This is a genomic window from Asanoa hainanensis, from assembly GCF_900188485.1.
In the GTDB taxonomy this organism is placed as follows: Bacteria; Actinomycetota; Actinomycetes; order Mycobacteriales; family Micromonosporaceae; genus Asanoa; species Asanoa hainanensis.
In genome coordinates this window covers 185909-209805 of the sequence record NZ_FZPH01000006.1, presented here as the reverse complement: position 1 = coordinate 209805, position 23897 = coordinate 185909, and the positions used below count along the sequence as shown (strand labels likewise).

Sequence of the window (23897 nt, the reverse complement as noted above, 5' to 3'; positions counted from 1 at the left end):
TTTCATGAGGGTGGCACGCGGCACGCTGCTGCGGAACCTCGCCGGCAGTATCGGGGTGTTGTGCACCGTCGCCGGGCTGGCGTTCGGGCTGCCCGCGATCGACAGCGCCCTGCCCGCCGTGCGTCCGGCCGGCACCGGCCCGTACCCCGTCGGTGGTGGGGTGACCGTCACCCCGCCGCCGGGTGCCCGCCTGGACGTCACCCTCACCCGCCCGCGGGACACCCGCGGCACCGCCGTCTTCCTGGTCGGCACGGTCCGCTACGTGATCGTGGTCGCCCCGTTCGACGGCTCCCTCGCCGCGGCCGCCCAGCGCCTGCGCGACAAGATCACCCGCGGGCACCAGATCACCGGAAAGGAGTTCCCGACCCGCACGACCACGGGCCTCGACGGTGTCGAGGGCACTTATGCGGCGTCGGGTCGCAGCGGTCGTTACCTGGTCTTCCTGGCCGGCGACGTGGCCATCGAGGTGACGGTGGCCGGCAGCGCGCCCGCCCTGCGCGCCGCGCTCGCGGCGATCGAGGCGAGCACGCGGACGATCACGTACCGCGGCGGCAAACCATGACGCCCGTCCACCCGACCCCTTCGTGGGCGCACCCGGGCAAGTCACTTCTGTTGCCCGCGTTCTGGGTGGTGCTGATGCTGATCGCCGGCGGCGCGGTCCGGCTGGGCCTGTTCGTGCGCGAGTCGTTCGCGGCGTACCCGACCGCGACCTTGACCGCGCTTGTGCTCTTCGGCCTGTACGCGGTCCCGTTCTGCGTGTTCGTCGCGGCCCTCGACTACCTGGAGCGGGAACCACCGCTGCTGCTGGCCACCGCGTTCGCCTGGGGCGGCCTGGTCGCGACGTCGATCTCGATCCGCGGCAACGCGGCCGTACACAACCTCGTCGCGAAGCTGGCCTCACCGGGCCTGGCCGCCGAGTGGGGCTCCGCGCTGGCCGGCCCGACGGTCGAGGAGATCGCCAAGGCCCTCGGCATCATCGCGATCGTGCTGGTAGCCCGAGCCCAGGTCAACAGCGTCCTGGACGGCGTCGTGTACGGGTCGCTGGTCGGCCTGGGCTTCCAGGTCGTCGAGGACGTGGTCTACGCGGTCAACGCGGTGGCCGTGGCCGGGCGGGGCGACCAGGTGGCCCCGGTGGTGGCGACGTTCCTGCTCCGCGGCTTCCTGGCGGGCCTGTGGAGCCACACCCTGTTCGGGGCGCTGGCCGGCGCGGGCATCGGCTACCTGGCGGTCCGCACGGACCGCCCACTGCTGATCCGCCTGTCGGTAGCGATCCTCGCGGTCCTGGGAGCGATGGGCATCCACTTCCTGTGGAACTCCCCCCTCCTGAGCCTGGGCGGCGGAGCCGGAATCTTCGGAGACCTCTTCGTCAAGGGCATCCCGCCCCTACTCATGATCCTTTTCCTGGTACGCGGGGTACGCCACCGCGAGGCCGACTACTACATGGCGCAACTGGCGGCCCTCGGCGACCGCCGGATCGCGACGGAGGACGAGCTCCGGGTGCTGGCCCACGGCCACTTGCGCGCTGGGGCGCGCCGGCACGCCCACGGTCGGTGCGGGGTGAAGGGCCGGCGCGCGGTGCGCCGCCTGCAACGCGCCCAGGCCCAACTGGCGGTCGAGCTCAGCCGAGCGCGCGGGATCAACGTGCCCGGCCTGCGCATCGCCCCGGCGGACTGGCCTCCCCCTCCTGCTGCGGGGGTGATGGCTTCGCGGACGACGGCCATCGCGACGACGGAGGTGGCCGCGACGCCTCCGGCCGGTCTGCCGCACATTCCCACGGCGGGGATGGCCCCTCTGCCGTCCGTTGCGGCGGTGGAGATGGCTGGCCTGCCGCCCACTGCGGGTGGGGAGACGGCGGCCGTGCCAGCAGCCGGGGTGACGGACCTATCTGGGCAACCGTCGACTCCGGTCGATGGGGTGGCGATCGGGGTGGCGCGGGTCGCGGCCGCACCCGTCCAGGCCCGGGTGCTCGGCGGCCCGAGCGCGGTCCGCTGGCGCGATCGTGTCCTGGTCGAGCGCGGGCGAATGTTGGCCTTGGGCCACCCGGAAGCCACCGCACCCCTGACCCGCAACGGCAGCGTTCGGCGGGTGGTAGGCGGCATCGCGATCTTCCTGGCCGCGATGGTCACGGTCGGCCTGGCCTTGATCGCCCTCGGCGCCTCTTGACCGCGTGACGGTCACTATCTGTCATGGGTGATACACAGCTCTAATCTGTGCTGATGATGGATTGATTCCGTCATTCCGACAACGACAATCCATCACGGCGTTTGGAGAGCCACGCCGTCGCTGGGGGCGAGGTCACCGCGCCGGATGTCCCGGAGCCGTTCACGGTCTCGCTGGTCTTCGGCTGGTTCAGGGCAAGGCGTCGCGGGTGTGGGTGCCGACCGGGGAGCCGCCGCCGAGGTCCGCGGTGGTGCCCGCCGCGTAGCCCGACGCGCCGCCGTCGCCCGACAGGCGTCGGGGTCGGGCCAGCCGCGCCGTCGGATAAGCCTCGTCGCGCCGGCGTTCGACCGTGCCCGAGCGGTCTGCCAGGACCAGGTCCATCGACGGCACTGCCGACGACGCCGCGGACTCGGCCTCCCGTAGCCGCGTGGCGACCGCCGCCGCGAAGCCCGCCAGCCACGAGCGGCGGAACGCCGCCGGGTGTTGGCCCCACGGCACCGCGGTGGCCGCCAGGCCGTGTGCCGCCTGCACCAGCAGCGACGTGTACAGCAGCTCCGCCCGGGTGACGTCGCTGTCGAAGCCGAAGAGGTGCACCGCGATCGAGCCTGCCCGCGACAGCCGCACCGTGCGGCAGCGCAGCGGGATCGCGACGCCGACCAGCAGACCGGCCTTGTCCGTGGCGTACGGCGCCGCCACGGAAATCATGCGGTCGACCACCGGGTCGCGGGTCGGGTCCCGCTGAGCCAACAGCGCCTGGTCCACGCCGTACTTGGCGATCAGCTCCGTCGCCTTCGCGGTCAGCGCCTCCGCCTCGGCCGGCGAGCACGCCGGGTCTTCGGCCTTGGCCAGCAGCTTGCGCACCTTGTCAAGCACGAGGTCAAGGAATAGCACATCGGCGGAAACGTCCGTACGAAATCGATATCAATAAGTATGATGAGGGCGCCGAAGATCCACGATGGAGGCCGCCACCCATGCTGACCCGAATCGTCCGTGCCCTGCTGGCGTTCGCCACGATGACCGCCCTCGGCGTTGCCGTCGCCGCGCCGGCGCGGGCCGAGCCCACCGGCGACCTGGCCGCCGCCGCGACCTGTTACGGCGGCTACGTGCGCAAGTCCCTGCCACGCGGCGGCACCGGGGTCGACGCCGGGCCGTACACGACCTCGACCCGGTGTGTCGACATCAACGTCCGCAACGGCAGCGTCTATCCGGTCAAGGTCTGCGTGATCTTCGCGAGCATCGGCACCTGCAACTACTGGACCACCGTGCCCACCGGCGGGGCCTGGCGGGTGGCCGCCACGAACGTGCGCGACAACACGCGCTTCTACGTGCGGGTGGTGCTGGCGGAATACAAGTACGAGCCGCTGGTGATCGACACGGCCTACTGAGTGCGGCGGCGGAGCGTGGCGACGGCCGAGCCGGCCAGCGTCAGCAGGCACTCCGGCAGTTGACCGTCTTCCAGCGCGGCACCGAACAGCGCTTCGCCGGTCGACGCGTCGCTGTTGGCGTACGCGCTGACGAATCGGGCCACCCAGCGCGTGTCGTACCCGGCGTCTTCGATGTCCGGGAAGTCGAGCGTCCACCGGCCGACCGGCACGCTGTCGCCGACCATGGTCGCGGCCAGACACCAGGCGACGTCGTACGCGCCGACCACGCCGGAGCGGTCGACCACCGCGTCGAAGGCGTTTGCGACCGCGTCGCTGTCACCGTCGAGCGCGAGCCGCAACACCTGCGCGGCGTCGTCGACCGCATCCGGGGGAACCTCGACCACGGGCGAACTCTACGACCCGCCGTCAACCTGACCAAGACGCCGGAAAACGGCTCACCCAGCCGAGCGCAACAGGCAGGTGAGCCGCGCGGTGCAGACCCGGTCGCCGGCCTCGTCGGTGATAACGATTTCGTACGTGGCCACCCCGCGCCCACGGTGTGCCGGGGTCGCGACACCGGTGACCGTGCCCTCGCGTACCGCCTTGTGATGGGTGGCGCTGATGTCGACGCCCAGGGCGAGCGGCCGGTCGACCGTGTAACCGTGCAGCACCGCGGCGACGGAACCCAACGTCTCCGCCAGCACGCAGGACGCGCCGCCGTGCAGCAGGCCGTACGGCTGCGTGTTGCCGTCGACCGGCATGCTGCCGACCACCCGCTCCGGGGTCAGCTCGGTCAGCTTGATGCCCATCCGCTCGGCAAGCGCGCCAGGGCCGTTCTCGAGGATCGATGATGTTGACACACAGTTACGTTACCCGTCGATATAACGGGTTCCGTCAGGCGCTATCCCACATTTCGGCTTCGGCACGCTACTGTGCCCTGGACTTCAGGGGAGGAAGGACGGACACCCCCATGCTCGTCTCCCGCAGAGCGCGCCACTTGGCCATCGCCACGTGCGCCGCCCTCGTGCTGACCATCGCCGGTTGTGGCGAAGACGCGCCGCCGCCGCAGGGTGCCGACGCCGTGGCCAACCCGGCCAGGCTGTACGGCACCGACGGCAACATGATCAACTCGTTCGGCGATGAGTTCAAGGAACAGGCGGGCATGCTCGCCGGGATGAAGGGGACCACCCCGCTCACCCGGCTGTCCGAAGACTTCAAGGCGCGGCTCAAGGCCCTGCGACCCAGTCTGGGTGACTTCTCGTACGCGGGTGAGACCTACGACGCGATCCTGATCAGCGCGCTCGCCGCGCAGCAGGCCGGCACCAACGAGCCGAGCGAGATCGCCAAGCAGATCAACTCGGTCACCACCGGCGGCACCGAGTGCGACACCGCCAAGGACTGCCTGGCGCTCGCCCGCGCCGGCACCGACCTGCAGTACCGCGGCGTCTCGCTGACCCGCGGCGGGTTCACCGACGCCGGCGAGCCGTCGACCGCGAGCTACGCGACGCTGCACTTCGACGCGACGGACAAGCTCGACGACGCCAAGACGGAATACGTCGGCGCGGGTGACGAGTCGGCCACCACGACGAAGAAGCCCCCGTCGGGCGGCTCCACTGACGGCGGCAAGGAGGCCGAGCTCAAGATCGGCGGGCTGCTGCCGGAGACCGGTGACCTGGCCATCGCGTACCCGCCGATGGAGGCGGCTGCCGCGCTGGCGATCAAGGAGGTCAACGCGGCCGGCGGGGTGTTCGACAAGGACGTCACCTGGGTGCCCGGCGACGACGGCACCAACCCCGACGTCGCCAAGGCGACCGTGGCCAAGCACATCGGCTCCGGGGTCAGCGTGATCATCGGTGCGGGTGCCTCGAGCATCTCCCGCGCCGTCCTGCCCGAGGTGGTCAAGGCCGGCCTGGTGCTCTTCTCGCCGTGCAACACCGACGCCGGGCTGACCACGGTCGAAGACAAGGGGCTCTACTTCCGCACCGCGCCGTCGGACATCCTCCAGGGTCGCGCGCTGGCCGACGTCATCCTGCGCGACGGCCCGCGCAAGATCACGATCGTGGCCCGCAACGACTCGTACGGCACGGGCCTGCAGGGCAACGTCAAGTCCGAACTGGAGCGCGCCGGCTTCCCGGTCGACATGATCCAGACGGTGACGTACGAGCCTCCGACGCCCGCCGCGCCGGACATCGACTTCGCGGCCGGCGCCAGCCAGATCAAGAGCAGCGGTCCGGACGGCGTACTGGTGATCGGCTTCGGCGAGTCGGCACAGATCATCAAGGCGCTCGACAAGGCGGGCATGGTGATCCGCCACTGACCACGTGGCACGTTTCCGGGAGCCGCGGCCGGTGCGCCGGCCATAGTTTCAGGGCATGAGCGAGTGGGACTCTTCGTACCTGGCCAGTGACCAGGACGCCACGGACGGCTTCGGCAGCAACGACGATCCGGCCGGCTTCGCAGGGGAGCCGGCCGGGTTCGGCGTGCCGCACTCCATCGTGGAGCTCGATGTCGACGGTGGCAGCCGCATCATCACGGACTCGGACGGCGACGGCTACGCCGACCTGGTCGCCCTCGACGGCGACCACGACGGCGTGATCGAGACGGCCTACAGCGACAGCGACGGCGACGGCCGGCTCGACACCACGATGCGCGACTACGACGAAGACGGGGTGGCCGACCAACTGCTCCAGGACGTCAACGGCGACGGCCACGCGGACGTCGTCGCCAGCGACATCAACAACGACGGCCGGGTCGACGCCGTCTCCTTCGACCTCAACTTCGACGGCCGCACGGACGCCTGGATGCGCGACACGAACTACGACGGCATCCCGGACCTGGCCACCATGACCGCGAACCCGTACGCCACCAACTAGCGGTCTGTTTCCGGGCAGCGTAGGGCGGGTAAGCGAGCCGACGGCCGCACCGAGCGTCGAGTCGCGATGGGGACGCACTCGCCGTAGGTTGTGCCGGAGCACACACCGCACCCGCGAGGAGATCCGATGAGCGAGTCCGAAGAGGTCGTCGAGACCCGCGGCGACCAGCACGTCGAGCTGATGACGGCCGACGCCAACAACGACGGCAAGACCGACGTGTGGGTGGTCGACACCGACGGCGACGGCAAGCCCGACCTGTTCCAGTTCGACACCGACGGTGACGGCAAGCCCGACGTCACGATGGTCGACCTCGACGAGGACGGCAACCCCGACGCGGTCGTCGACGGCGACGGCGGCCACCCGCCGACCGCGGCCTGAGTTTTGTGCGGGCCCGCCCTGGAAACGGGGCGGGCCTCAGGTCTGTTTGGCGGCGGACAGGGTCGCGTCGAGTAGGTCAGCGTCGTCGTGCGGCGCGATCGTGCGCAGGTCCAGCAGGCACCGACCGGCGGAGACCCGGCCGACGACCGGGGGCTCACCAGCGCGGAGCACCGCCGCGTACGCCGTGGGCAGGCTCAACGCCACGCTCGGCAGCACCACACCGGGCGCGCCCCCACCGCCCACCGTGGACCCGGTGTCGACCACGGCGACGTCCACACCGGCGTCGGCGAGGGTCGTGGCCAGCCGCTGGGCCCGCTCCCGCAGCACCGTCACCGGCGCCCGCAGCGCGGCCGTGGTCGGTGGCACCGGGCCCCGCACGGTGGCCTCCAGCGCGGCCAGGGTCAGCTTGTCGACCCGCAACGCCCGGGCCAGCGGGTGCCGGGCCAACCGGGTGACCAGGTCGGCCCGGCCGAAGATCAGGCCCGCCTGCGGGCCGCCGAGCAGCTTGTCGGCGCTCGCGGTGACCAGGGCGGCGCCACCGGCCAGCGCCGAGGCGGCGTCCGGCTCGTCGGGCAGCAGCGGCTCGGGTGCCAGCAGCCCGGAGCCGATGTCGTAGACCACCGGCACGTCCAGCGTCGCGAGCTCGGCCAGGGTCGGCGCCGAGGTGAACCCGGTGACCCGGTAGTTCGACGGGTGCAACCGCATCACCAGCGCGGTGTCCGGGCCGATCGCCGCGGTGTAGTCGGCCAGCCGGGTGCGGTTGGTGGTGCCGACCTCGCGGAGCACGGCACCGGCGCCGGTGAGCAGCTCCGGGATCCGGAAGCCGTCGCCGATCTCGATGAGCTCACCCCGGCTGACCACCACCTCGCGGCCGGCGGCCAGGGCGAACACGGTCAGCGCCAGCGCGGCCGCGTTGTTGTTGACGACGTGCACGGCCTCGGCGCCGGGCACCGCGGCCCGCAGCGCGCCGAGCACCTCCGCACCGCGCCGGGCGCGTACGCCGGAGGCCAGGTCGAACTCGACATCGGTGTAGCCGGCCGCGTCGGTGACGGCGGCCACGGCGGCCGGCGACAGCGCCGAACGCCCGAGGTTGGTGTGCACGATGACGCCGGTCGCGTTGAGCACCCGGCGCAACGTCGCGGCGGACCCGGGCAGCGCGGCGACCGCCACGTCGGCGGCGGCGTGCGCCGGCAACCGACCCGACCGCACCTCGTCGAGCGCCCGGGTGACAGCGGAGCGGACCAGCGCGGACCCGAGCCGCTCGACGGCCGCGACCAGCCGAGGATCGGCAAGCACGGCATCGACCCGCGGCGTCGCGCGGCGTGGATCGGTCATCGCACCCCCGAGTACGGGTGGCTGTTTGGCGGAGGCGTACGGGAATCGAACCCGCCTGACCCGGATGCCGGATCACGCCGGTTTTGAAGACCGCGAGGACCACCAGGCGCCCACTCGCCTCCGGCGCGACTATAAGCGACCGACGGGCCCAAGGCACAGCGAACGGCCGGACCGGAAATGACGAAACGGTGACCGGCTGATTCGCTGGTCACCGCTCCTATAGCCCGGCGAAAGGCTATGTGGCCAGGGGCGGGGTCGAACCGCCGACCTTCCGATTTTCAGTCGGACGCTCGTACCAACTGAGCTACCTGGCCGTGGCACTGAACGCGGTCCTGACGGGACTTGAACCCGCGACCTCCGCCTTGACAGGGCGGCGAGCACTCCAACTGCTCCACAGGACCTTGCTTCTTGCTGCCCGGCCGAAGCCGGGGTCTTGCCGTGCCCCCAACGGGATTCGAACCCGTGCTACCGCCTTGAAAGGGCGGCGTCCTGGGCCGCTAGACGATGAGGGCGGCCCCGCAATCATCGCACATGTGGATCCAGGCGCGAATCTGCGGCAGTGCTCCCATCCGGCGCCGCCGGAGGCTTCGAAAGCATACGCGATCCCGTACTCCCTCTCCAAACCGGTATCACCGGCACCGCAAACCGGCACAAACCCCACCGGGTCAGCGCAGCTGGGCGATGCCGAAGCGGCTTTTCAAGTTTTTGATCACGTTTGGGCAGGCCGTGAGCGTGCCCTTCCGGTCGCCGCCGCCGTCGTGCATCAGGATGATCGAGCCGGAGCGGGCGCCGCCGATCACCCGCGACTTGATCAGTTTCGCGTCCTCGGTGTCCCAGTCGCGCGGGTCGACGTCCCAGTCCAGCGGCACCATGCCGAGCGAGCGGGCCACCTTGACCGCGTCGGCGGTCCACTTGCCGCCCGGGTGCCGGAAGTAGCCGATCTTCGCGCCCGGCACCGCCTTGCGGATCTCGCGGTTGGTCCGCTCCAGGTTGGCCTTGATCACCGCGGGCTTCTTGGTGCCCAGGTCGAGCTCGTGGTGCCAGGTGTGGTTGCACAGCGTGTGACCCTCGCGGACGATCCGCTTCACCAGCTCGGGGTATTTCCTGACCTCGGTGCCGACCACGCAGAAGGTGGCTTTCACGCCGGTGGCCTTGAGCAGGTCGAGCACCTTCGGTGTCCACACCGGATGCGGGCCGTCGTCGAAGGTCAGCGCGACCGTCTTCTTGCCGGTCAGTTTCAGGCTGCCGAAGGGTCCGTTGCCGGCCCGCTTGGCCGGCGGTGGCTTCGGCGCCGCGACCCGCGTCGGCGGGGCCGAGGGCGAGGTGGACGGCGTAGGCGACCCCGTCGGTGAAGGTGTCGTGGGACTGGCCGGCACGGTGGTGCGCTGGTTGGCCAGCACCGCGGACCTGTTGGTCACCCAGCGCGAGCCCACCAGCAGCGTGAGGACGACCAACGCGGTGGCGACCGCGAGGCGTCTCGTCATCGTCGACTCCCGGGGCGGGAGCGGGGGCGTGCTCCCAAGGGGCACCGGCGCGAGCCGGCGGGGACGCACACACGCTAGCGGAACAAGGCGACCATTTCGACTGCTGATGTGGCAGCTTGTCGATCTCCAGGATCGGTGCCGGGCCGCGCCGGACGGGCTGGCCAGCGCGAACAGCGGCGGCGCCTAATTTGTCGGGCCACTCCACTTTTGGGTGAGCCGCACGGCCTCACCGAGACTCGTCGGTGCGACCACACCGGTCGGCAGCGCACCGGCCACCCAGCCCGGACCACCGGCGAGGATCAGCACCGGTCGCCGCGTCGCCTCCTGCAGTGCCACGAGCTGGGCCACGTGGGCGGTCTCCGGTGTGTGCGACCACAACATGACCACGTCAGGGCCGGTACGTTCGACGGTGTCACTGAGCGCCACCGGCGGCACCCGCGCGCCGAGCAGCCGGGTGGGCACACCGTCCGCGGCCAGCGCCGCGGCCAGCGCCTCCAACGGCAGGCTGTGCTGCTCCTCGTCGGTGCACGCGAGCAGGATCCGCGCCGGTTCGCCGCCGCGTGGTCGGGGCACGGAGGCGAGCACCTCCGTCGCCGTGCGGGAGAACAGGTGCTCGACCTCGATCAGCCGCTTGGTCGCCATGTGTCGCTCGCCGATGCCGGCCAGCACCGGGCGCACCACCAGGTCCCAGGTGGACACCACACCGAGCTCGGTGACCGACCGGGCCATGATCTCGCGCATCGCGCCCACGTCGAGGCGGATGGCGGCCCGGGCCAGGCCGCGCGCGGTCGGCCCGGCGCGACCGACCGGGATGGCGAAGCCGCCGCCGGCGCGCGTGGGCACAGGCCCTGGCGACTCGTCGGAGGGCGGCACGTCCGGCGCGTAGCGGGCCCAGCGGGCCGCCTCGGCCGGTGCGATGCCCTCGGCGGTGAGCCGGCGCATCACCTCCAGCCGGGACAGGTCCTCGGCCGTGTAGCGCCGGTGGTGGCCGGGCACGTGGCCGCTCGGCCCCAGCCCGTAACGCTGGTGCCAGGTGCGCAGCGTGGTGACGGCGACGCCGAGGCGACGCGCGACGGCCCCGGCGCTCAGCGCCTCATCGGCCACCCGACCGCTCCGCCGTGTCGCTGTCGGCATCGGCCGGGCCCGTGGTGGCGCCAACCGTGCCGGAGATCGCGGCGACCTGGTTGATCACCCCCGCGAGCCAGGGCGAGTAGAGCGTCGGCTCCGCGCGGATCGCGCGCGGCAGCGCCGAGGGGTCCACCCAGGCCAGCTCCGCGACCTCGTCCGGGTCGGGCAGCAGCGGCTCGTCGCCGGTCACCCGGCCGAGCAGCACGTGGTCGTACTCCCACTCGACCCGGCCGGTCGCCGGGTCCTCGGCGTAGTAGACGTAGACGCCCAGCTCCGACAGGGCCACCGGGGCGGCGCCGAGCTCCTCCTTGAGCCGCCGGTTGGCCGCCACCGCCAACTCCTCGCCCGGCGCCGGGTGGCCGCAGCAGGTGTTGGCCCAGCGCAACGGGAAGCGGGTTTTCACCGCGGCGCGACGCTGCAGCAGGACCCGTCCGGTCGGATCCATGAACACCACCGAGAACGCGCGGTGGAGCTGCGCGGGTCGCTGGTGCGCCACCTCCACGGTCGCACTGCCGATCGGCAGGCCGTCGTCGTCGACGAGCTCGACGAGGTGTCGTTCGCGAGAGTCGGTCATGTCAGCCTCCGACGATCCGGGAAGCGGCGAGCTTGCCGGAGATGAGCACCATGGGCACACCGACGCCGGGCTGGGTCCCGGAGCCGACGAACACCACATTGGACAATGAGCGGTGCAGGTTGCCCGGGCGGAACGGCCCGGTCTGGAACAGGCTGTGCGCGGCGGCGAACGGCGTGCCCGCGGCCATGCCGGCGGCGGCCCAGTCGGCCGGGGTGACCAGGTGGGACACCTCGACTCCGGCGGTGAAGCCGCGGTAGCCCCGCTGTTCCAGGGTGGTCATCAGCTCGTCGGCGTAGCGCTGCCCGAGCGGGCCGCGCCAGTCGAGCGGCGCCCGGTCGAGGTTGGGCACCGGCGCGAGGACGTAGTAGCTGTGCCGGCCGGCCGGCGCCACCGCGGGCTCGGTCCGGCTCGGGTTGGTGACCAGCAGGGACGGGTCGGACATCAGCTCACCGCGGTCGATGATCTCGGCGAACGTACGCCGCCAGGCCCGGCCGAAGTGGATGTTGTGGTGCGCGATCTTCGCGTACCCCTGGCTGGACCCGATGTGCAGGACCACCGCGGAGGGCGAGTAACGCAGCCTGCGCCGGGGCTCGCCGAGCAGCTCTTCGGAAGCGACCGGCAGGTCGGGGTTGAGCACCACGACGTCGGCCGGGATCCGCTCGCCGGTGGCGGTGTGCACCGCGACGGCCCGGCCGCCGGAGGTCTCGACGCGGGTCACCTCGGCGTCGTAGCGGATCCGCACGCCGTGTTTCTCGGCGGCGCCGGCCAGCGCGCGCGGCACGGCGTGGATGCCGCCGCGCGGATGGAACACCCCGGCCACCGAGTCCAGGTACGCGATCACGGCGTAGATGGCCAGCGCGTCGTGCGGTGCGAGGCCGGCGTACATCGCCTGGAACGAGAAGATCCGCCTGGTACGCGGGTCGCGGAAGAACTGGTCGACCTTGGTCTGCAGGCGGCGGAACGCGCCGGTGGCGAACAGCCGCAGCAGGTTGCCGGTGAGCAGGTCGGTCGGCGCGTCGAAGTTGCGGGCGATGAAGTCGTCGCGCTCCAGCTTCCACAGCCGCCGGGCGAAGTCGACGAAGCGCAGGTAGCCGTCGGCCTCGCGGGGCCCGCACACCCGGGAGATCTCGGCCGCCATCCGCACGGTGTCGGTGATGACGTCGAGCGTCGAGCCGTCGGGATAGTGCGCCCGGTACGCGGGGTCGAGCGGGACGAGGTCCAGCCAGTCGCCGAGCTCCTCGCCGACCGCGGCCAGCGCCTCGGCGATCAGGTCGGGCATGGTCAGCACCGTCGGCCCGGTGTCGAACTCGTAGCCGTCGAGGCTGAGCCGGCCGGCCCGCCCGCCCGGGATCGCCTCGCGCTCGAGGATCGTGACCTGCCGGCCGGCGCCGGCCAGGTGCAGGGCCGCCGCGAGCCCGCCGAGGCCAGCACCGACCACGACCACGCGGTCGGTGGGTCCGGTCACGGTTCGCACGCGCACCTCCTGAAGTTAGTCGTCACGACTGCCGGTGCGTGGCCATCACCGCGAGGCCACGCAGCGCGGCGTCGGCGGTGCTGTCGATCGGCGCGCCGTCCAGCGCGGCGAGCGCCAGGTCGACCCGATTGTCGATCATGGCTTCGACCGCGGCCACTGCGCCAGTATCGGTGACGATCTCCGCGATGCCGCGCAGGTCCGGTGAGTCGGCTCGGGTCAGCTCGGCCGCCTGGGCCGCCGTGGCCAGCCGCCGGGCCAGCAGCAGCAGCGCGGTGGGCTTGCCGGTGCGCAGGTCGTCGCCGGCCGGCTTGCCGGTCACCGCTGGGTCGCCGAACACGCCGAGCAGGTCGTCGCAGAGCTGGAAGGCCTCGCCGACGGCGGCGCCGTAGCGCTGGTAGGCGTCGGTGACCCGCTCGAGGCGGCCGGCCACCGCCCGCTCGCCGTGGCCGGCCAGGGCCGCGCCGAAGAGCAGCGGGCGGGTGACCGTGTAGCCGGCGGTCTTGAGCCGGGCGACGCGCAGCGCCCGGTCGACCGACCAGCTGTCCGGCTCGGCGTCGCCCAGCACGTCGAGGTATTGCCCGGCGATGGCCTCGACCCGCATCTCGTCGTAGCAGCGCCGGGCCGCCAGCAGGGCCGGGGCCGGCACGTCGGCGCGGGACAGCAGCCGGTCGGCCCAGACCAGGCAGAGGTCGCCGACCAGGACCGCGCCCGCGGTGCCGAACCGCTCGGCCGGGCCGCGCCGGCCCGCCTGGGCGTGCTGGGTCGCGAGCACCTGGTGCGCGGTGGGCCGGCCGCGCCGGGTCGCGGAGCCGTCCATCACGTCGTCGTGGATCAATGCGAACGCGTGCAGGAGCTCGAGCGCGGCGAACGCGGGCAGCACCGGCTCGACGGCGGGTGCGGGACCGGCGACGCCGCGCCAGCCCCAGTGTGCGAACGTCGGCCGCAAGCGCTTGCCGCCGGCCAGCACGCTGTCGCGGGCCAGGGCAGCTAAGGGGCGCAACGCGGCGTCGGTGGACTCGAGGATGGCGGATTCGTGCCGGAGGAAATCGGCGAGCGTGGTGTCGACCGCGGCGCGGAGCCGCCCGTCGTTGGGCGGTGTGGACCGTTGCGGCGGCGGGCACGGGACGTCGCGGGTTCTCTCCACGAGCGTGTCGTTGGCCACGAGGCCGAGCGTACCCTAGACTTACGAGTTGCGTCGATTGCTGAGTCGATTTCGATGCGGGAGGCGTGATGGACGACCAACTGGCAGCGTCCTACGAGAGCTGCCGTGAGCTGCACAAACAGCACGGTCGCACGTACTATCTCGCGACCCGGCTGCTGCCCGCGTGGAAACGACGACACGTTCACGCGTTGTACGGATTCACCCGCTACGCCGACGAGATCGTCGACCGCACCGACGATCTCGTCCCGGCCGACCGCGCCGCCGAGCTCCGCAAGTGGTCGGAGCGGTTCGTCGCCGGCCTGCACGGCGCGGTGGTCGACGACCCCCTGCTGCCCGCGGTGCTGCACACCATCGCCGTCTTCGACCTCGACCGCGACGACTTCGCGAGCTTCCTACGCAGCATGGCGATGGACCTGACGGTCACCGACTACGCCACCTACGAGGACCTGCTCGACTACATGGAGGGCTCGGCGGCGGTGATCGGCACGATGATGCTGCCGATCCTGGGCAGCTCCGACCCCGGCCTCGCCCGCGGCCCGGCCCGCCAGCTCGGCCTCGCCTTCCAACTCACCAACTTCATCCGCGACGTCGGCGAGGACCTGGACCGGGGCCGGACCTACCTGCCCGACGAGGACCTCGACAAGTTCGGCGTCACCCGGGCCGACCTCGCCGACGCGGTCAGCCGCCGCGCCGCGACACCACCGATCAGGAACCTCATCGCGTACGAGGTGGAACGCGCGCGCCTGCACTACGCCGCCGCGGCGCCCGGCATCGGAATGCTCGCGCCCGGCTCGCGCGCCTGCATCCGGGCCGCTTACACGCTCTACGGCGGGATCCTCGACGAGGTGGTCGCCGCCGACTACGACGTATTCGTGCGGCGGGCGACCGTGCCCAACCGGCGCCGCGCGGCGGTGGCCGCCCGCGCGCTGCTGGGTGGCGCGAACAGCCCGATCGTCGTGCCGCCGAGCAACCTGCGCACGGTGTCGGAGGTGGCCTGATGCGCACGGCTGTCGTGCTGTTCACCCGGGACCTCCGCCTGCACGACAACCCGGCTCTGGCCGCGGCGTGCGCCAACGCGGAGCGGGTCGTGCCGCTGTTCGTGTTCGACCCGGTCCTGGCCGGCCGATCGCCCAACCGCGACCGCTTCCTACACCAGTGCGTCGCCGACCTGCGCGCACTGCTCCGCGACCGCGACAGCGACCTCGTCGTGCGCCAGGGCGACCCGGTCGCGGAGACGATCCGGCTGGCCGGCGAGGTCGGCGCCGAAGGCGTCGCCGCCGCGGCCGACGTGAGCGCCTACGCCCGGCGGCGGGAACGGCGGCTGCTGGCCGAAGGCGAGCGGCACGAGCTGTCCGTGCGGTTCTTCCCCGGACTGACCATCGTGGATCCCGGCGTGCTCAAGCCGGGCGGTGGCGACCACTACCGGGTGTTCTCGCCGTATCACCGGGCGTGGCTCGCGGCGAAGTGGCGCGAGCCGGTGGCGCTGCCGAAGAAGGTGCCGCTGCCGTCCGGCGTGGCGGTCGGCCGGCTGCCGGCGGAGCCCGCGGGCGAGTCGCCCGATGCCGCCCGCGGCGGCGAGACCGAGGCCCGGCAACGCCTGCGGGGCTGGATCGGCGAGGTCGAGCACTACGACGACGGGCACAACGACCTGGCCGGCGACCGCACGTCACGGCTCAGCCCGTACCTGCGCTTCGGCGCGCTGTCCCCATTGGAGGTCGCGCATGCCGCGCTGGGCAAGCCGGCCCACGACCCGTTCGTCCGGCAGCTCTGTTGGCGCGACTTCTACTACCAGGTGGCGTACGCGTTCCCGGAGATCGGTCGAAAGGCTTACCGGCGGGGAGCGACCGAGGGCTGGCAGGACGACGACGCCGGCTTCCGTCGCTGGGCCGAGGGCCGCACCGGGGTGCCCATTGTGGACGCCGGCATGCACCAGCTCCGCCGGGAAGGCTGGATGCACAACCGCGCGCGCCTGGTCACCGCGTCGTACCTCACCAAGGACCTCGGCATCGACTGGCGGCGTGGCCAGAACGAGTTCTACCGCTGGCTGATCGACGGCGACCTGCCCAACAACTCCGGCAACTGGCAGTGGGTCGCGGGCACCGGCAACGACACCCGGCCGTACCGCAAGTTCAACCCCGAACGCCAGCGCGAGCGGTACGACCCGGACGGGTCCTACGTGGAGCGTTATGCCTGAACGGCGGACATGACCGCGGTTTCCAGCTCGTCGATCCGGTCGAAGTCCGCCAGGTGCCGGGTGACGAAGCCGATCGCGAGGCCCGCGCCCGGGAGCGCGTAGCCACAGCTCCCGCCGATGCCGCCCATGCCGAAGCTGCCGTCGTCTTCGACCTGGAAGCCCAGCGACCACTTCACCGGGCGCTCCAGCAACAGGTCCGGCCCGTCGTGCTGGACCCGGATCATCTCCGCCACGGCCCGGTCGCTGAGGATCCGCCGGCCGTCCAGCACTCCGCCGCCGAGTATGCCCTGGTAGAACCGGGCGACGGCGGGCGCCGTGGCGTGCAGGTTGACCGCCGGCACCTCGGTCTCCCGCCACAGCGCACCGTTGAGCACCGACAGGTCGCGGCAGCCGTCCGGGTTGGCCAGGCCGCGGTGTCGCAGGCTGCCCGGCGCGCCGACCGAGGTCGTCGGCCAGCCCGGGTCGCCGAACGTCAGGTCGGCGACGTCGGTCCGACCGCCCGCGCCGAACGCCAGGTCGAGGTGCCAAGGTCCGGCGACCTCGTCGGTCAGGAACCGCCCGATCGGCCGGCCGTCGACCCGCCGCACGAGCTCGCCGACCAGGTGGCCGTAGGTCAGCGCGTGCTCGGCGGCCGTGCTGCCTGGCGTCCACATCGGAGGCGCGGTGGCCAGGTCGGCGGCGAGGGTGTCCCAGTCGGCCCACGCCTCCGCCGGGCGCGGGGTCGGGAAGGCCGGGCGGCCGGCGGTGTGCGCGAGCACGTGCCGCACCGTCGTGCCGTCGTCGGGGAACTCCGGCCAGTGCCGGTGCACCGGGTCGTCGAGCCCGACCCGGCCCCGGTCGACCAGGATCATCAGGCAGGCCGCGGCGAAGGGTTTGCTCACCGAATAGACCGCGACGCGGGTGTCCGGCGTCCACGGTCGCGCGCGGGCGTCGTCGCGCCAGCCGCCGACCAGGTCGACCACGAGCCGGCCGGCTCGCACGACGGCGAAGCCCGCGCCGGTGTCCCGGCCGCCGGCGAAGAAGCTCTCGAAGACCTGGCGAACCGATGCGAAATCCGGGTCGGTGTGACCGGTCACCTGCGACATGGCCGCCACTCTAGGTCTTTAATGGGAGACGTGGCACAGCGTGTGGACGTCGTCGTGGTCGGGCTGGGCGTCGGTGGCGAGGAGGTCGCCGGCAAGCTCGCGGAGGCCGGGCTCACCGTCGTCGGCATCGAGAGCAACCTGGTCGGTGGCGAGTGCCCCTACTGGGGGTGCATCCCGAGCAAGATGATGATCCGTGGTGCCAACGCGCTGGAAGAGGCGCGCCGGGTCGCCAAGCTCGCGGGCTCGGCGACGGTGCACCCCGACTGGACGCCGATCGCCAAGCGGATCCGCGAGGAGGCGACCGACGACTGGGACGACACGGTCGCCGTCGAACGCTTCGTCGGCAAGGGCGGCCGGTTCGTCCGCGGGTACGCGGCCCTGACCGGCCCAAACACGGTGGCGGTCGGCGACGAGGAGTTCGAGGCGACCCGCGGCATCGTGCTGGCCACGGGCGCGGCGCCGGTGGCGCCCCCGATCGAGGGCCTGGCGGGCACGCCGTACTGGACCAACCGCGAGGCGATCGAGGTCGAGCAGCTGCCCGTGTCGCTGGTCGTGCTCGGCGGCGGAGCGATCGGGGTCGAGCTGGCTCAGGTCTTCGCGCGCTTCGGCGTGCGGGTGACCGTGGTCGAGGCCGCCGACCACCTGCTGCCGTTCGACGAGCCCGAGGCGGCCGACCTGGTGCGGGCCGCACTCGAAGCCGACGGCGTGACCGTGCGGACCGGGATGCACGCCACCCGCGTGCTCTACACCGAGGCGGACGGTTTCGCGGTGGAGATCGGCGGCGGCGCGGGCTCGGTGACCGGCGACCGCCTGCTGGTGGCGACCGGCCGGCGCGGCCGGCTGGCCGACCTCGGCCTGGAGACGATCGGTCTCGACGCGTCGGCGCGGGCGATCGAGACCGACGAACGGATGCGGGCGGCCGACGGCATCTGGGCGGTCGGCGACGTGGCCGGGCACGGCGCGTTCACCCACATGGCGATGTACGAGGCCGGGATCGCGATCCGCGACATCCTCGGTCAGGAGGGCCCGCCGGCGGACTACCGCGCGGTCCCGCGAGTGACCTTCACCGACCCCGAGGTGGGCACGGTCGGCCTGACCGAAGCCGAGGCCCGCGACCGCGGCATGAACGTCCGAGTAGGACAGACGGACCTCACCACCTCGTCCCGAGGCTGGATCCACAAGGAAGGCAACGCCGGCCTGATCAAACTGATCGCGGACGGCGACCTCCTGGTCGGCGCCACGTCAGTGGGCCCGATGGGCGGCGAGGTCCTCAGCATGCTGACACTCGCGGTGCACGCCCGCGTCCCCCTGCCTCAACTCCGCAGCATGATCTACGCCTACCCCACCTTCCACCGCGCAGTGGAAGACGCCCTCCGCAACCTTGGCTAGTTGAAGAGGTCGGCTGGATCCACTACTAGTGGAAACGGCTCCTCAGCTCGCCATTGCGAGCCTGGATGGACCTTGGCCGCGACGCGGTATTCGCTCTGCTCGGTGAGTTGCAACACCGAGAGCGACTCGTCGCGGCGGTCGACGATCCAATACTCGGGGATGTTGAACTGCGCGTAAGCCTTGCGTTTGATGAACAGGTCATTGCTCGGGTTTGACGGTGACACGACCTCGATGGCAAGCAGCACGTCGGCGGGCCTGATGCCGCGTTCACGGCTCTTGAGCACCTCGCCATGCACGACTACGAGATCCGGGATGTAGAAGTTGCGAGCGTTCGCGAAGACGCCGGCGCCCTCGATCAACCTAAAGTGACGAGGCGCTTGGTCATGGAGGATGTCGCGCAGCCATACCGTCGAGGCGATGTGCGGCATCGCCGCTGGCGGACTCACCAGGAGGCTCCCGTCGAAGATTTCGTACCGGTAGCCGTCGTCGGGAAGGTCGTCGAGGTCCTCGACTGTCCATGCCTCGGTTGGCACCGCGCGAGAGGGGGTCATCACTGTCACGCCTCCTTTCTACGGGAACAGCGTTGCATTTGCGTTTGATCGATTACAACCTGTGGATAACCCGGGCCTGTCGGGGTCGGTCAAACGGCTGTCATGTTTTTGCAAAACCATGACGTACCCTTGCGCCGTGACCAGACGACTGACCGAGGTCGCGCGCAAGGCCGGCGTCAGCGAAGCGACCGTGAGCCGCGTGCTCAACGGCCGCGACGGCGTCTCCGAGTCGACGCGGACCGCGGTGCTCACCGCCCTCGACGTGCTCGGCTACGAGCGCCCGACGAAGCTGCGCGGCGAGCGCGCCCGGCTCGTCGGCCTCGTGCTGCCCGAGCTGCAGAACCCCATCTTCCCCGCCCTCGCCGAGGTGGTGACCGGCTCCCTCGCGCAGCGCGGCCTGACCCCGGCCCTCTGCGCCCGCACCATCGGCGGCATCTCCGAACCCGACTACGTCGACATGCTCCTCGACCACCAGGTCTCGGGCGTGATCTTCGCCGGCGGCTCGTACGCCCTCGCGGACGCCAAACACGACCACTACCGCCAGCTCACCGACCGCGGCCTGCCGGTCGTGCTCGTCAACGCCGGCGTCGACGAGCTCCCGTTCCCCCGGGTCTCCACCGACGACGCGGTCGCCGTCGAGCAGGCCTTCGGCCACCTGCGCTCGCTCGGCCACGAGAACATCGGCCTGGTGCTCGGCCCGGAGGACCACGTCCCGTCGCGGCGCAAGCTCGCCGCCATGGTCGACGCCGCGGGCTGGAGCGCGGAAGACCAGAACACCTGGGTCGGCCGCACCAGCTTCTCCATGGAGAGCGCCCGGGTCGCCGCCACCAAGCTGATCGACAAGGGCGCCACCGGTCTGATCTGCGCGAGCGACGTGATCGCCCTGGGCACGATCCGCGCGGTCCGCAGGCTCGGCAAGCAGGTGCCCGACGACATCTCGGTCATCGGCTATGACGACTCGGGCCTGATGACCTGCACCGACCCGCCGCTGACCACGATCCGCCAGCCCATCGAAATGATGGGCCAGGCGGCCGTCGACATCCTCGTCAACCAGATCGAGGGGGTCGGCGTCAACACCGACGAGCTTCTTTTCGAACCGGAGTTGGTGGTACGCGGGTCGACGGGCCCGGCCAGCTCGCGCTGACCTGCATCGATGGGGCGGACCTGTGCGGTCCGCCCCATTTTCATGCCCACTCCGGGAGCGCTCCCACGCGAAGTCTTGTTTTTTCTGAGACCAGTCGGCTTCTTGCGAGGGCTAGTTCGGCTTTGTATCGTCATCGCCACGAAACATGCACGTACGAGAGCCACATCACACCCGAGACTCCTCGCTCCACCCAGGAAGGGCGTTCACCTCATGAACAGATCCAGGTTGCGTAGCGCCGTCGGGCTGCTGCTGGTCGCCGGGGTCGCGCTGTCGGCGGCCGCGTGCGGCTCGGACGACGGCGGCGAAGCCCCGGCATCTGACCCCAATGCCAAGGTCACGCTGGTCATCAACGGCCTGCCGCCGGACACCGAGGCGGTCAACCGCAAGCACTTCCTCGACAACGTCGCCGAGTTCGAGAAGCTCAACCCGAACATCGACGTCGATGCCAAAGAAGGCAAGATGGACCCGCAGACCTTCCAGTCGAAGCTCGCGGGTGGTCAGCTCGAAGACGTCTTCTACGTCTACTTCACGGACCCGGCCAGCCTCATCGCGAAGCGCCAGGTCGCCGACATCAGCAAGTACCTCGACGAGTTCGCGCCGACGAAGGAGATCCGCCCGGATCTCATGAAGATCTTCTCGGACGACAGCGGCAAGGTGTACGGCCTGCCGGCCAAGAACTACTCCCTCGGCCTGCTCTACAACCGGGAGCTGTTCACGCAGGCCAAGCTGGACCCGAACAGCCCGCCGAAGACCTGGGAAGAGGTGCGCACCGCCGCCAAGGCGATCGCGGGCCTGGGCAAGGACTACGTCGGCTACGGCGACTACAGCAAGAACAACACCGGCGGCTGGCACTTCACCGCGGAGATGTACTCGCTCGGTGGCGACATCGCCGTCAACGAGGGTGGCACCTGGAAGGCCGCCTTCAACAACGACAAGGGCAAGCAGGTCCTGCAGCAGCTCAAGGACATGCGCTGGACCGACAACAGCATGGGCCAGCGCCAGCTCCTCGAGTGGGCCGACCTGCTCCAGCTGATGGGCTCCGGCAAGCTCGGCATGTACGTCGCCGCCCCGGACAACATCGAGACGATCGTCAACCAGTTCAAGGGCGACTTCAACAAGTACGGCCTAGGCCCGATCCCGAACGGCACGGCCACCCTGGCCGGCGGCGAGGGCTACATGTTCAACGCCAAGGCCACGCCCGAGAAGATCCGCGCCGGCCTGAAGTGGCTCACCTACTGGTGGAACAACCCGGACCGGATCGAGGCCGAGTACCAGTGGGCTGCCGAGCAGAAGACCCCGGTCGGTCTGCCCGAGCCCGCGCTGTGGACCGGTGACGCCAAGGCCAAGCAGCAGGCGGCCATCGACAAGCTGAAGAACCTGCCGGTCGAGAACTACAAGCCGTTCGCCGACGCGACCGCCAACATCCCGCTCAAGGTCGAGCCGCCGAACGCGCAGCAGATCTACGCGGTGCTCGACGTGCCGATGCAGAAGGTCCTCACGGACAAGAACGCCGACATCGCCAAGCTGCTGTCGGACGCCGAGACCCAGGTCAACAGCATCCTCGCCAGCGTCAAGTAACCGCCGCGGCCGCCGCCGGGTCACGCAAGGCCCGGCGGCGGCCAAGCCGCCTAAACAGAAAGAGGACGCTGGAGATGGCGGTCGCCACCGCCGGCCGGCCGACTGCGTTGCGCAGCCGCCTGAGTCGGAAGATCCAGGACAACCTCATGGCGTACGCCTTCATGGCCGGAGGCATCGCCTGTTTCGCGCTCTTCTCGTGGTACCCGCTGGTGCGCGGCGTCATCCTCAGCTTCCAGCAGATCAACTTCGTCACCGACCCGTACTGGGTCGGCACCGACAACTTCACCGCGATCTTCGAGGACCCGCTGTTCGTCACGGCGTGGAAGAACACCCTCGTCTTCACCGGCATCGCACTGGTCTTCGGTTTCGCCGTACCCCTGGTGCTGTCGATCCTGATCAACGAGATGCGCCACCTCAAGGGCTTCTTCCGGGTGGCCGTCTACCTGCCGGTGATGCTCCCGCCGATCGTCGGCGTGCTGCTCTTCCGCTACTTCTACGACCCCGGCTTCGGCCTGTTCAACACGGTGCTGCGCGGGGTCGGCCTGCCGGAGTCGCAGTGGACCCAGTCGTCGTCCACCGCGATGATCTCGCTGGTCCTGGTCTCGACCTGGGCCAACCTGGGCGGCGCGACGCTGATGTACCTGGCCGCGTTGCAGAGCATCCCGGGCGAGCTGTACGAGGCCGCCGAGCTCGACGGAGCCAGCGCCTGGCGCCGCCTGCGGCACGTGACCGTGCCCCAGCTCCGGTTCATCATGCTGGTCCTGCTGCTGCTCCAGATCATCGCGACCATGCAGGTCTTCATCGAGCCCTACCAGCTCACCGGCACCTCGAACCCGGACACGGTCACGGTCATGGTGCTGATCTACCGGTACGCGTTCACCGTCAACCAGGACTTCGGCATGGCGGCCGCGATGAGCGTGCTGCTGTTCGTCGTGCTGGCCATCTTCTCCGCGATCTACCTGCGGGTCACCCGGGACCGGGACTGAGGGGGACCACCGATGACCATCACGACACCGATCCGGCCCCTACCGGCCAGCCCGCCGCCCGCGCCAGCACCCAAGCGGCGCCGCGGCGTCAGCAGCGGCGACGGCCTGCGCACCCTGTTCTCCGAGACCGAGATCGGCCGGGGCAAGGGACGGGTCCTCTACTGGGTCGTGCTGACCCTGGTCTTCCTGCTCTTCCTGACCGTGTTCATCTTCCCGCTCTACTGGATGTTCAGCAGCGCGGTGAAGACGCCGGAGGAGTACGCGCAACCGGACCCGACGTTCTTCCCGCAGTCCTTCGTCCCCGAGACCTACCAGCTCGCCTGGGACCGGATGCGGATCGCCAAGTTCTTCGGCAACACCGCGCTGTACGCGTTCGGCGGCTGGCTGATCCAGCTCGTGTTCCAGGTCGCCGTCGCGTACGCGTTGTCGAAGCTGCGCCCGATCTTCGGGCGGGTCGTCCTCGGCGCGATGCTGGCCAGCCTGATGCTGCCGGCCACCGCGCTGCTGATCCCCGCGTACCTGACCGTGACCGACGTGCCGATCTTCGGCTGGAACCTGCTCAACACCCCGTGGGCGCTCTGGCTGCCGGCGGTGGCCAACGCGTTCAACATCTACGTGCTCAAGCGGTTCTTCGACCAGATACCCAACGACCTGCTCGACTCCGCGGCGCTGGACGGCGCCGGCCGGTTCCGGGTCCTCTGGAGCATCGTGCTCCCGCTGTCCCGGCCCGTCCTCGGCGTGGTGTCGATCTTCTCGATCGTGGCGATCTGGAAGGACTTCATCTGGCCGCTGCTGGTGCTGCAGGACCCGGAGACGCAGACGCTCAGCGTCGCGCTGTCCCGGCTCGCCTCGACCAGCCAGGTGCCGCCGACCCAGCTCATGGCCGGGTTGGCGATCGCCAGCGTCCCGATGATCGTGGTTTTCCTCATTTTCCAGCGCAGCATCATCGGCGGATTGGCGGCGGGGAGTATGAAGGGCTGACTTAGACCTGACCAGCGGCAACAAAGGGCGGTCAGAGCAGACCGCGGCGCCCGAACC

General features: G+C 70.9%; 24 protein-coding genes and 4 tRNA genes. 13 read left to right on the top strand and 15 right to left on the bottom strand.

Annotated elements, in window-relative coordinates; all coding sequences use genetic code 11:
- The first annotated feature begins 4 nt into the window (after positions 1-4).
- Entirely contained in the window at positions 5-562 is a 558-nt protein-coding gene (locus CHC05_RS17185; protein WP_089250385.1) for a hypothetical protein, read from the top strand.
- Positions 559-2163, top strand: a complete 1605-nt coding sequence (locus CHC05_RS17180) for a PrsW family intramembrane metalloprotease (protein WP_089249922.1) — start codon at positions 559-561, stop codon at positions 2161-2163. Before CHC05_RS17185 ends, CHC05_RS17180 begins: the two co-directional genes overlap by 4 nt.
- 186 nt (positions 2164-2349) lie before the next feature.
- Here CHC05_RS17180 and CHC05_RS17175 read toward each other — a convergent pair whose 3' ends face one another.
- Positions 2350-3033, bottom strand: coding sequence for a DUF2786 domain-containing protein (locus CHC05_RS17175; RefSeq protein ID WP_245870944.1), 684 nt, complete (start codon positions 3031-3033; stop codon positions 2350-2352).
- Positions 3034-3131: 98 nt separating this feature from the next.
- Between CHC05_RS17175 and CHC05_RS17170 the strand changes: the two genes are divergently transcribed.
- Complete coding sequence (locus tag CHC05_RS17170) at positions 3132-3545, top strand: hypothetical protein (RefSeq protein WP_089249918.1); 414 nt, start codon at positions 3132-3134, stop codon at positions 3543-3545.
- On the opposite strand, the gene CHC05_RS17165 is transcribed toward CHC05_RS17170, so the two are convergent.
- Complete coding sequence (locus tag CHC05_RS17165) at positions 3539-3928, bottom strand: hypothetical protein (protein WP_089249916.1); 390 nt, start codon at positions 3926-3928, stop codon at positions 3539-3541. The genes CHC05_RS17170 and CHC05_RS17165 overlap by 7 nt on opposite strands.
- A 51-nt stretch (positions 3929-3979) precedes the next feature.
- On the bottom strand, positions 3980-4384 hold the full coding sequence (locus tag CHC05_RS17160; RefSeq protein WP_425426771.1) for a hotdog fold thioesterase: 405 nt from the start codon (positions 4382-4384) through the stop codon (positions 3980-3982).
- Between the two features lie 110 nt (positions 4385-4494).
- Here CHC05_RS17160 and CHC05_RS17155 point away from each other — a divergent pair, with 110 nt between their 5' ends.
- The 3 genes from CHC05_RS17155 (at position 4495) to CHC05_RS17145 (ending at position 6775) form a co-directional block, all read left to right on the top strand.
- Positions 4495-5841, top strand: a complete 1347-nt coding sequence (locus CHC05_RS17155; protein ID WP_089249912.1) for an ABC transporter substrate-binding protein — start codon at positions 4495-4497, stop codon at positions 5839-5841.
- A gap of 55 nt (positions 5842-5896) precedes the next feature.
- On the top strand, positions 5897-6397 hold the full coding sequence (locus CHC05_RS17150; RefSeq protein WP_089249910.1) for a hypothetical protein: 501 nt from the start codon (positions 5897-5899) through the stop codon (positions 6395-6397).
- A gap of 126 nt (positions 6398-6523) precedes the next feature.
- Positions 6524-6775 (top strand): hypothetical protein, encoded by a 252-nt coding sequence (locus CHC05_RS17145; RefSeq protein WP_089249908.1) that lies wholly within the window; start codon positions 6524-6526, stop codon positions 6773-6775.
- A 36-nt stretch (positions 6776-6811) separates the two neighbouring features.
- Here the strand turns inward: CHC05_RS17145 and selA are convergent, their stop codons facing one another.
- The 10 genes from selA to CHC05_RS17100 form a co-directional block, all read right to left on the bottom strand.
- Entirely contained in the window at positions 6812-8110 is a 1299-nt protein-coding gene (selA, locus tag CHC05_RS17140; RefSeq protein ID WP_089249906.1) for an L-seryl-tRNA(Sec) selenium transferase, read from the bottom strand.
- Between the two features lie 26 nt (positions 8111-8136).
- Positions 8137-8232, bottom strand: a tRNA-Sec gene (locus CHC05_RS41505).
- A gap of 118 nt (positions 8233-8350) precedes the next feature.
- A tRNA-Phe gene (locus CHC05_RS17135) sits at positions 8351-8424 on the bottom strand.
- 13 nt (positions 8425-8437) lie between these two features.
- A tRNA-Asp gene (locus CHC05_RS17130) sits at positions 8438-8511 on the bottom strand.
- A 38-nt stretch (positions 8512-8549) separates the two neighbouring features.
- Positions 8550-8622, bottom strand: a tRNA-Glu gene (locus CHC05_RS17125).
- A 153-nt stretch (positions 8623-8775) separates the two neighbouring features.
- Positions 8776-9594 carry a polysaccharide deacetylase family protein gene (locus CHC05_RS17120; RefSeq protein WP_089249904.1) on the bottom strand — a complete coding sequence of 273 codons (819 nt, stop codon included), beginning with the start codon at positions 9592-9594 and terminating at the stop codon, positions 8776-8778.
- A 183-nt stretch (positions 9595-9777) separates the two neighbouring features.
- On the bottom strand, positions 9778-10698 hold the full coding sequence (locus CHC05_RS17115) for a MerR family transcriptional regulator (protein ID WP_089249902.1): 921 nt from the start codon (positions 10696-10698) through the stop codon (positions 9778-9780).
- The gene (gene idi / locus CHC05_RS17110) at positions 10688-11296 is read right to left on the bottom strand and encodes an isopentenyl-diphosphate Delta-isomerase (protein WP_089249900.1); all 609 of its coding nucleotides are present in this window, start codon (positions 11294-11296) and stop codon (positions 10688-10690) included. Before idi ends, CHC05_RS17115 begins: the two co-directional genes overlap by 11 nt.
- Before the next feature lies 1 nt (position 11297).
- Entirely contained in the window at positions 11298-12770 is a 1473-nt protein-coding gene (gene crtI / locus CHC05_RS17105) for a phytoene desaturase family protein (RefSeq protein ID WP_089250382.1), read from the bottom strand.
- Positions 12771-12792: 22 nt separating this feature from the next.
- Positions 12793-13932, bottom strand: a complete 1140-nt coding sequence (locus tag CHC05_RS17100; RefSeq protein WP_089249898.1) for a polyprenyl synthetase family protein — start codon at positions 13930-13932, stop codon at positions 12793-12795.
- Positions 13933-14000: 68 nt separating this feature from the next.
- Between CHC05_RS17100 and CHC05_RS17095 the strand changes: the two genes are divergently transcribed.
- Positions 14001-14930 carry a phytoene/squalene synthase family protein gene (locus CHC05_RS17095; RefSeq protein WP_089249896.1) on the top strand — a complete coding sequence of 310 codons (930 nt, stop codon included), beginning with the start codon at positions 14001-14003 and terminating at the stop codon, positions 14928-14930.
- Entirely contained in the window at positions 14930-16126 is a 1197-nt protein-coding gene (locus tag CHC05_RS17090) for a cryptochrome/photolyase family protein (RefSeq protein ID WP_089249894.1), read from the top strand. Before CHC05_RS17095 ends, CHC05_RS17090 begins: the two co-directional genes overlap by 1 nt.
- Here the strand turns inward: CHC05_RS17090 and CHC05_RS17085 are convergent.
- Positions 16117-17211: a serine hydrolase domain-containing protein gene (locus CHC05_RS17085; protein ID WP_089249892.1), complete on the bottom strand. Its 1095-nt coding sequence runs from the start codon at positions 17209-17211 to the stop codon at positions 16117-16119. The two genes, CHC05_RS17090 and CHC05_RS17085, sit on opposite strands and share 10 nt — an antisense overlap.
- 21 nt (positions 17212-17232) lie before the next feature.
- Here CHC05_RS17085 and CHC05_RS17080 point away from each other — a divergent pair, with 21 nt between their 5' ends.
- Positions 17233-18600, top strand: coding sequence for a dihydrolipoyl dehydrogenase family protein (locus CHC05_RS17080; RefSeq protein ID WP_089249890.1), 1368 nt, complete (start codon positions 17233-17235; stop codon positions 18598-18600).
- Here the strand turns inward: CHC05_RS17080 and CHC05_RS17075 are convergent.
- The gene (locus CHC05_RS17075) at positions 18597-19151 is read right to left on the bottom strand and encodes a Uma2 family endonuclease (RefSeq protein WP_245870999.1); all 555 of its coding nucleotides are present in this window, start codon (positions 19149-19151) and stop codon (positions 18597-18599) included. The genes CHC05_RS17080 and CHC05_RS17075 overlap by 4 nt on opposite strands.
- A 136-nt stretch (positions 19152-19287) precedes the next feature.
- Between CHC05_RS17075 and CHC05_RS17070 the strand changes: the two genes are divergently transcribed.
- The 4 genes from CHC05_RS17070 (at position 19288) to CHC05_RS17055 (ending at position 23840) form a co-directional block, all read left to right on the top strand.
- Positions 19288-20295, top strand: a complete 1008-nt coding sequence (locus CHC05_RS17070; RefSeq protein WP_089249886.1) for a LacI family DNA-binding transcriptional regulator — start codon at positions 19288-19290, stop codon at positions 20293-20295.
- A 210-nt stretch (positions 20296-20505) separates the two neighbouring features.
- Positions 20506-21873, top strand: a complete 1368-nt coding sequence (locus CHC05_RS17065) for an ABC transporter substrate-binding protein (RefSeq protein WP_089249884.1) — start codon at positions 20506-20508, stop codon at positions 21871-21873.
- Positions 21874-21947: 74 nt separating this feature from the next.
- Positions 21948-22859 carry a carbohydrate ABC transporter permease gene (locus CHC05_RS17060; protein WP_089249882.1) on the top strand — a complete coding sequence of 304 codons (912 nt, stop codon included), beginning with the start codon at positions 21948-21950 and terminating at the stop codon, positions 22857-22859.
- Between the two features lie 12 nt (positions 22860-22871).
- Positions 22872-23840 (top strand): carbohydrate ABC transporter permease, encoded by a 969-nt coding sequence (locus CHC05_RS17055; RefSeq protein WP_089249880.1) that lies wholly within the window; start codon positions 22872-22874, stop codon positions 23838-23840.
- The last annotated feature ends 57 nt before the right edge of the window (positions 23841-23897 follow it).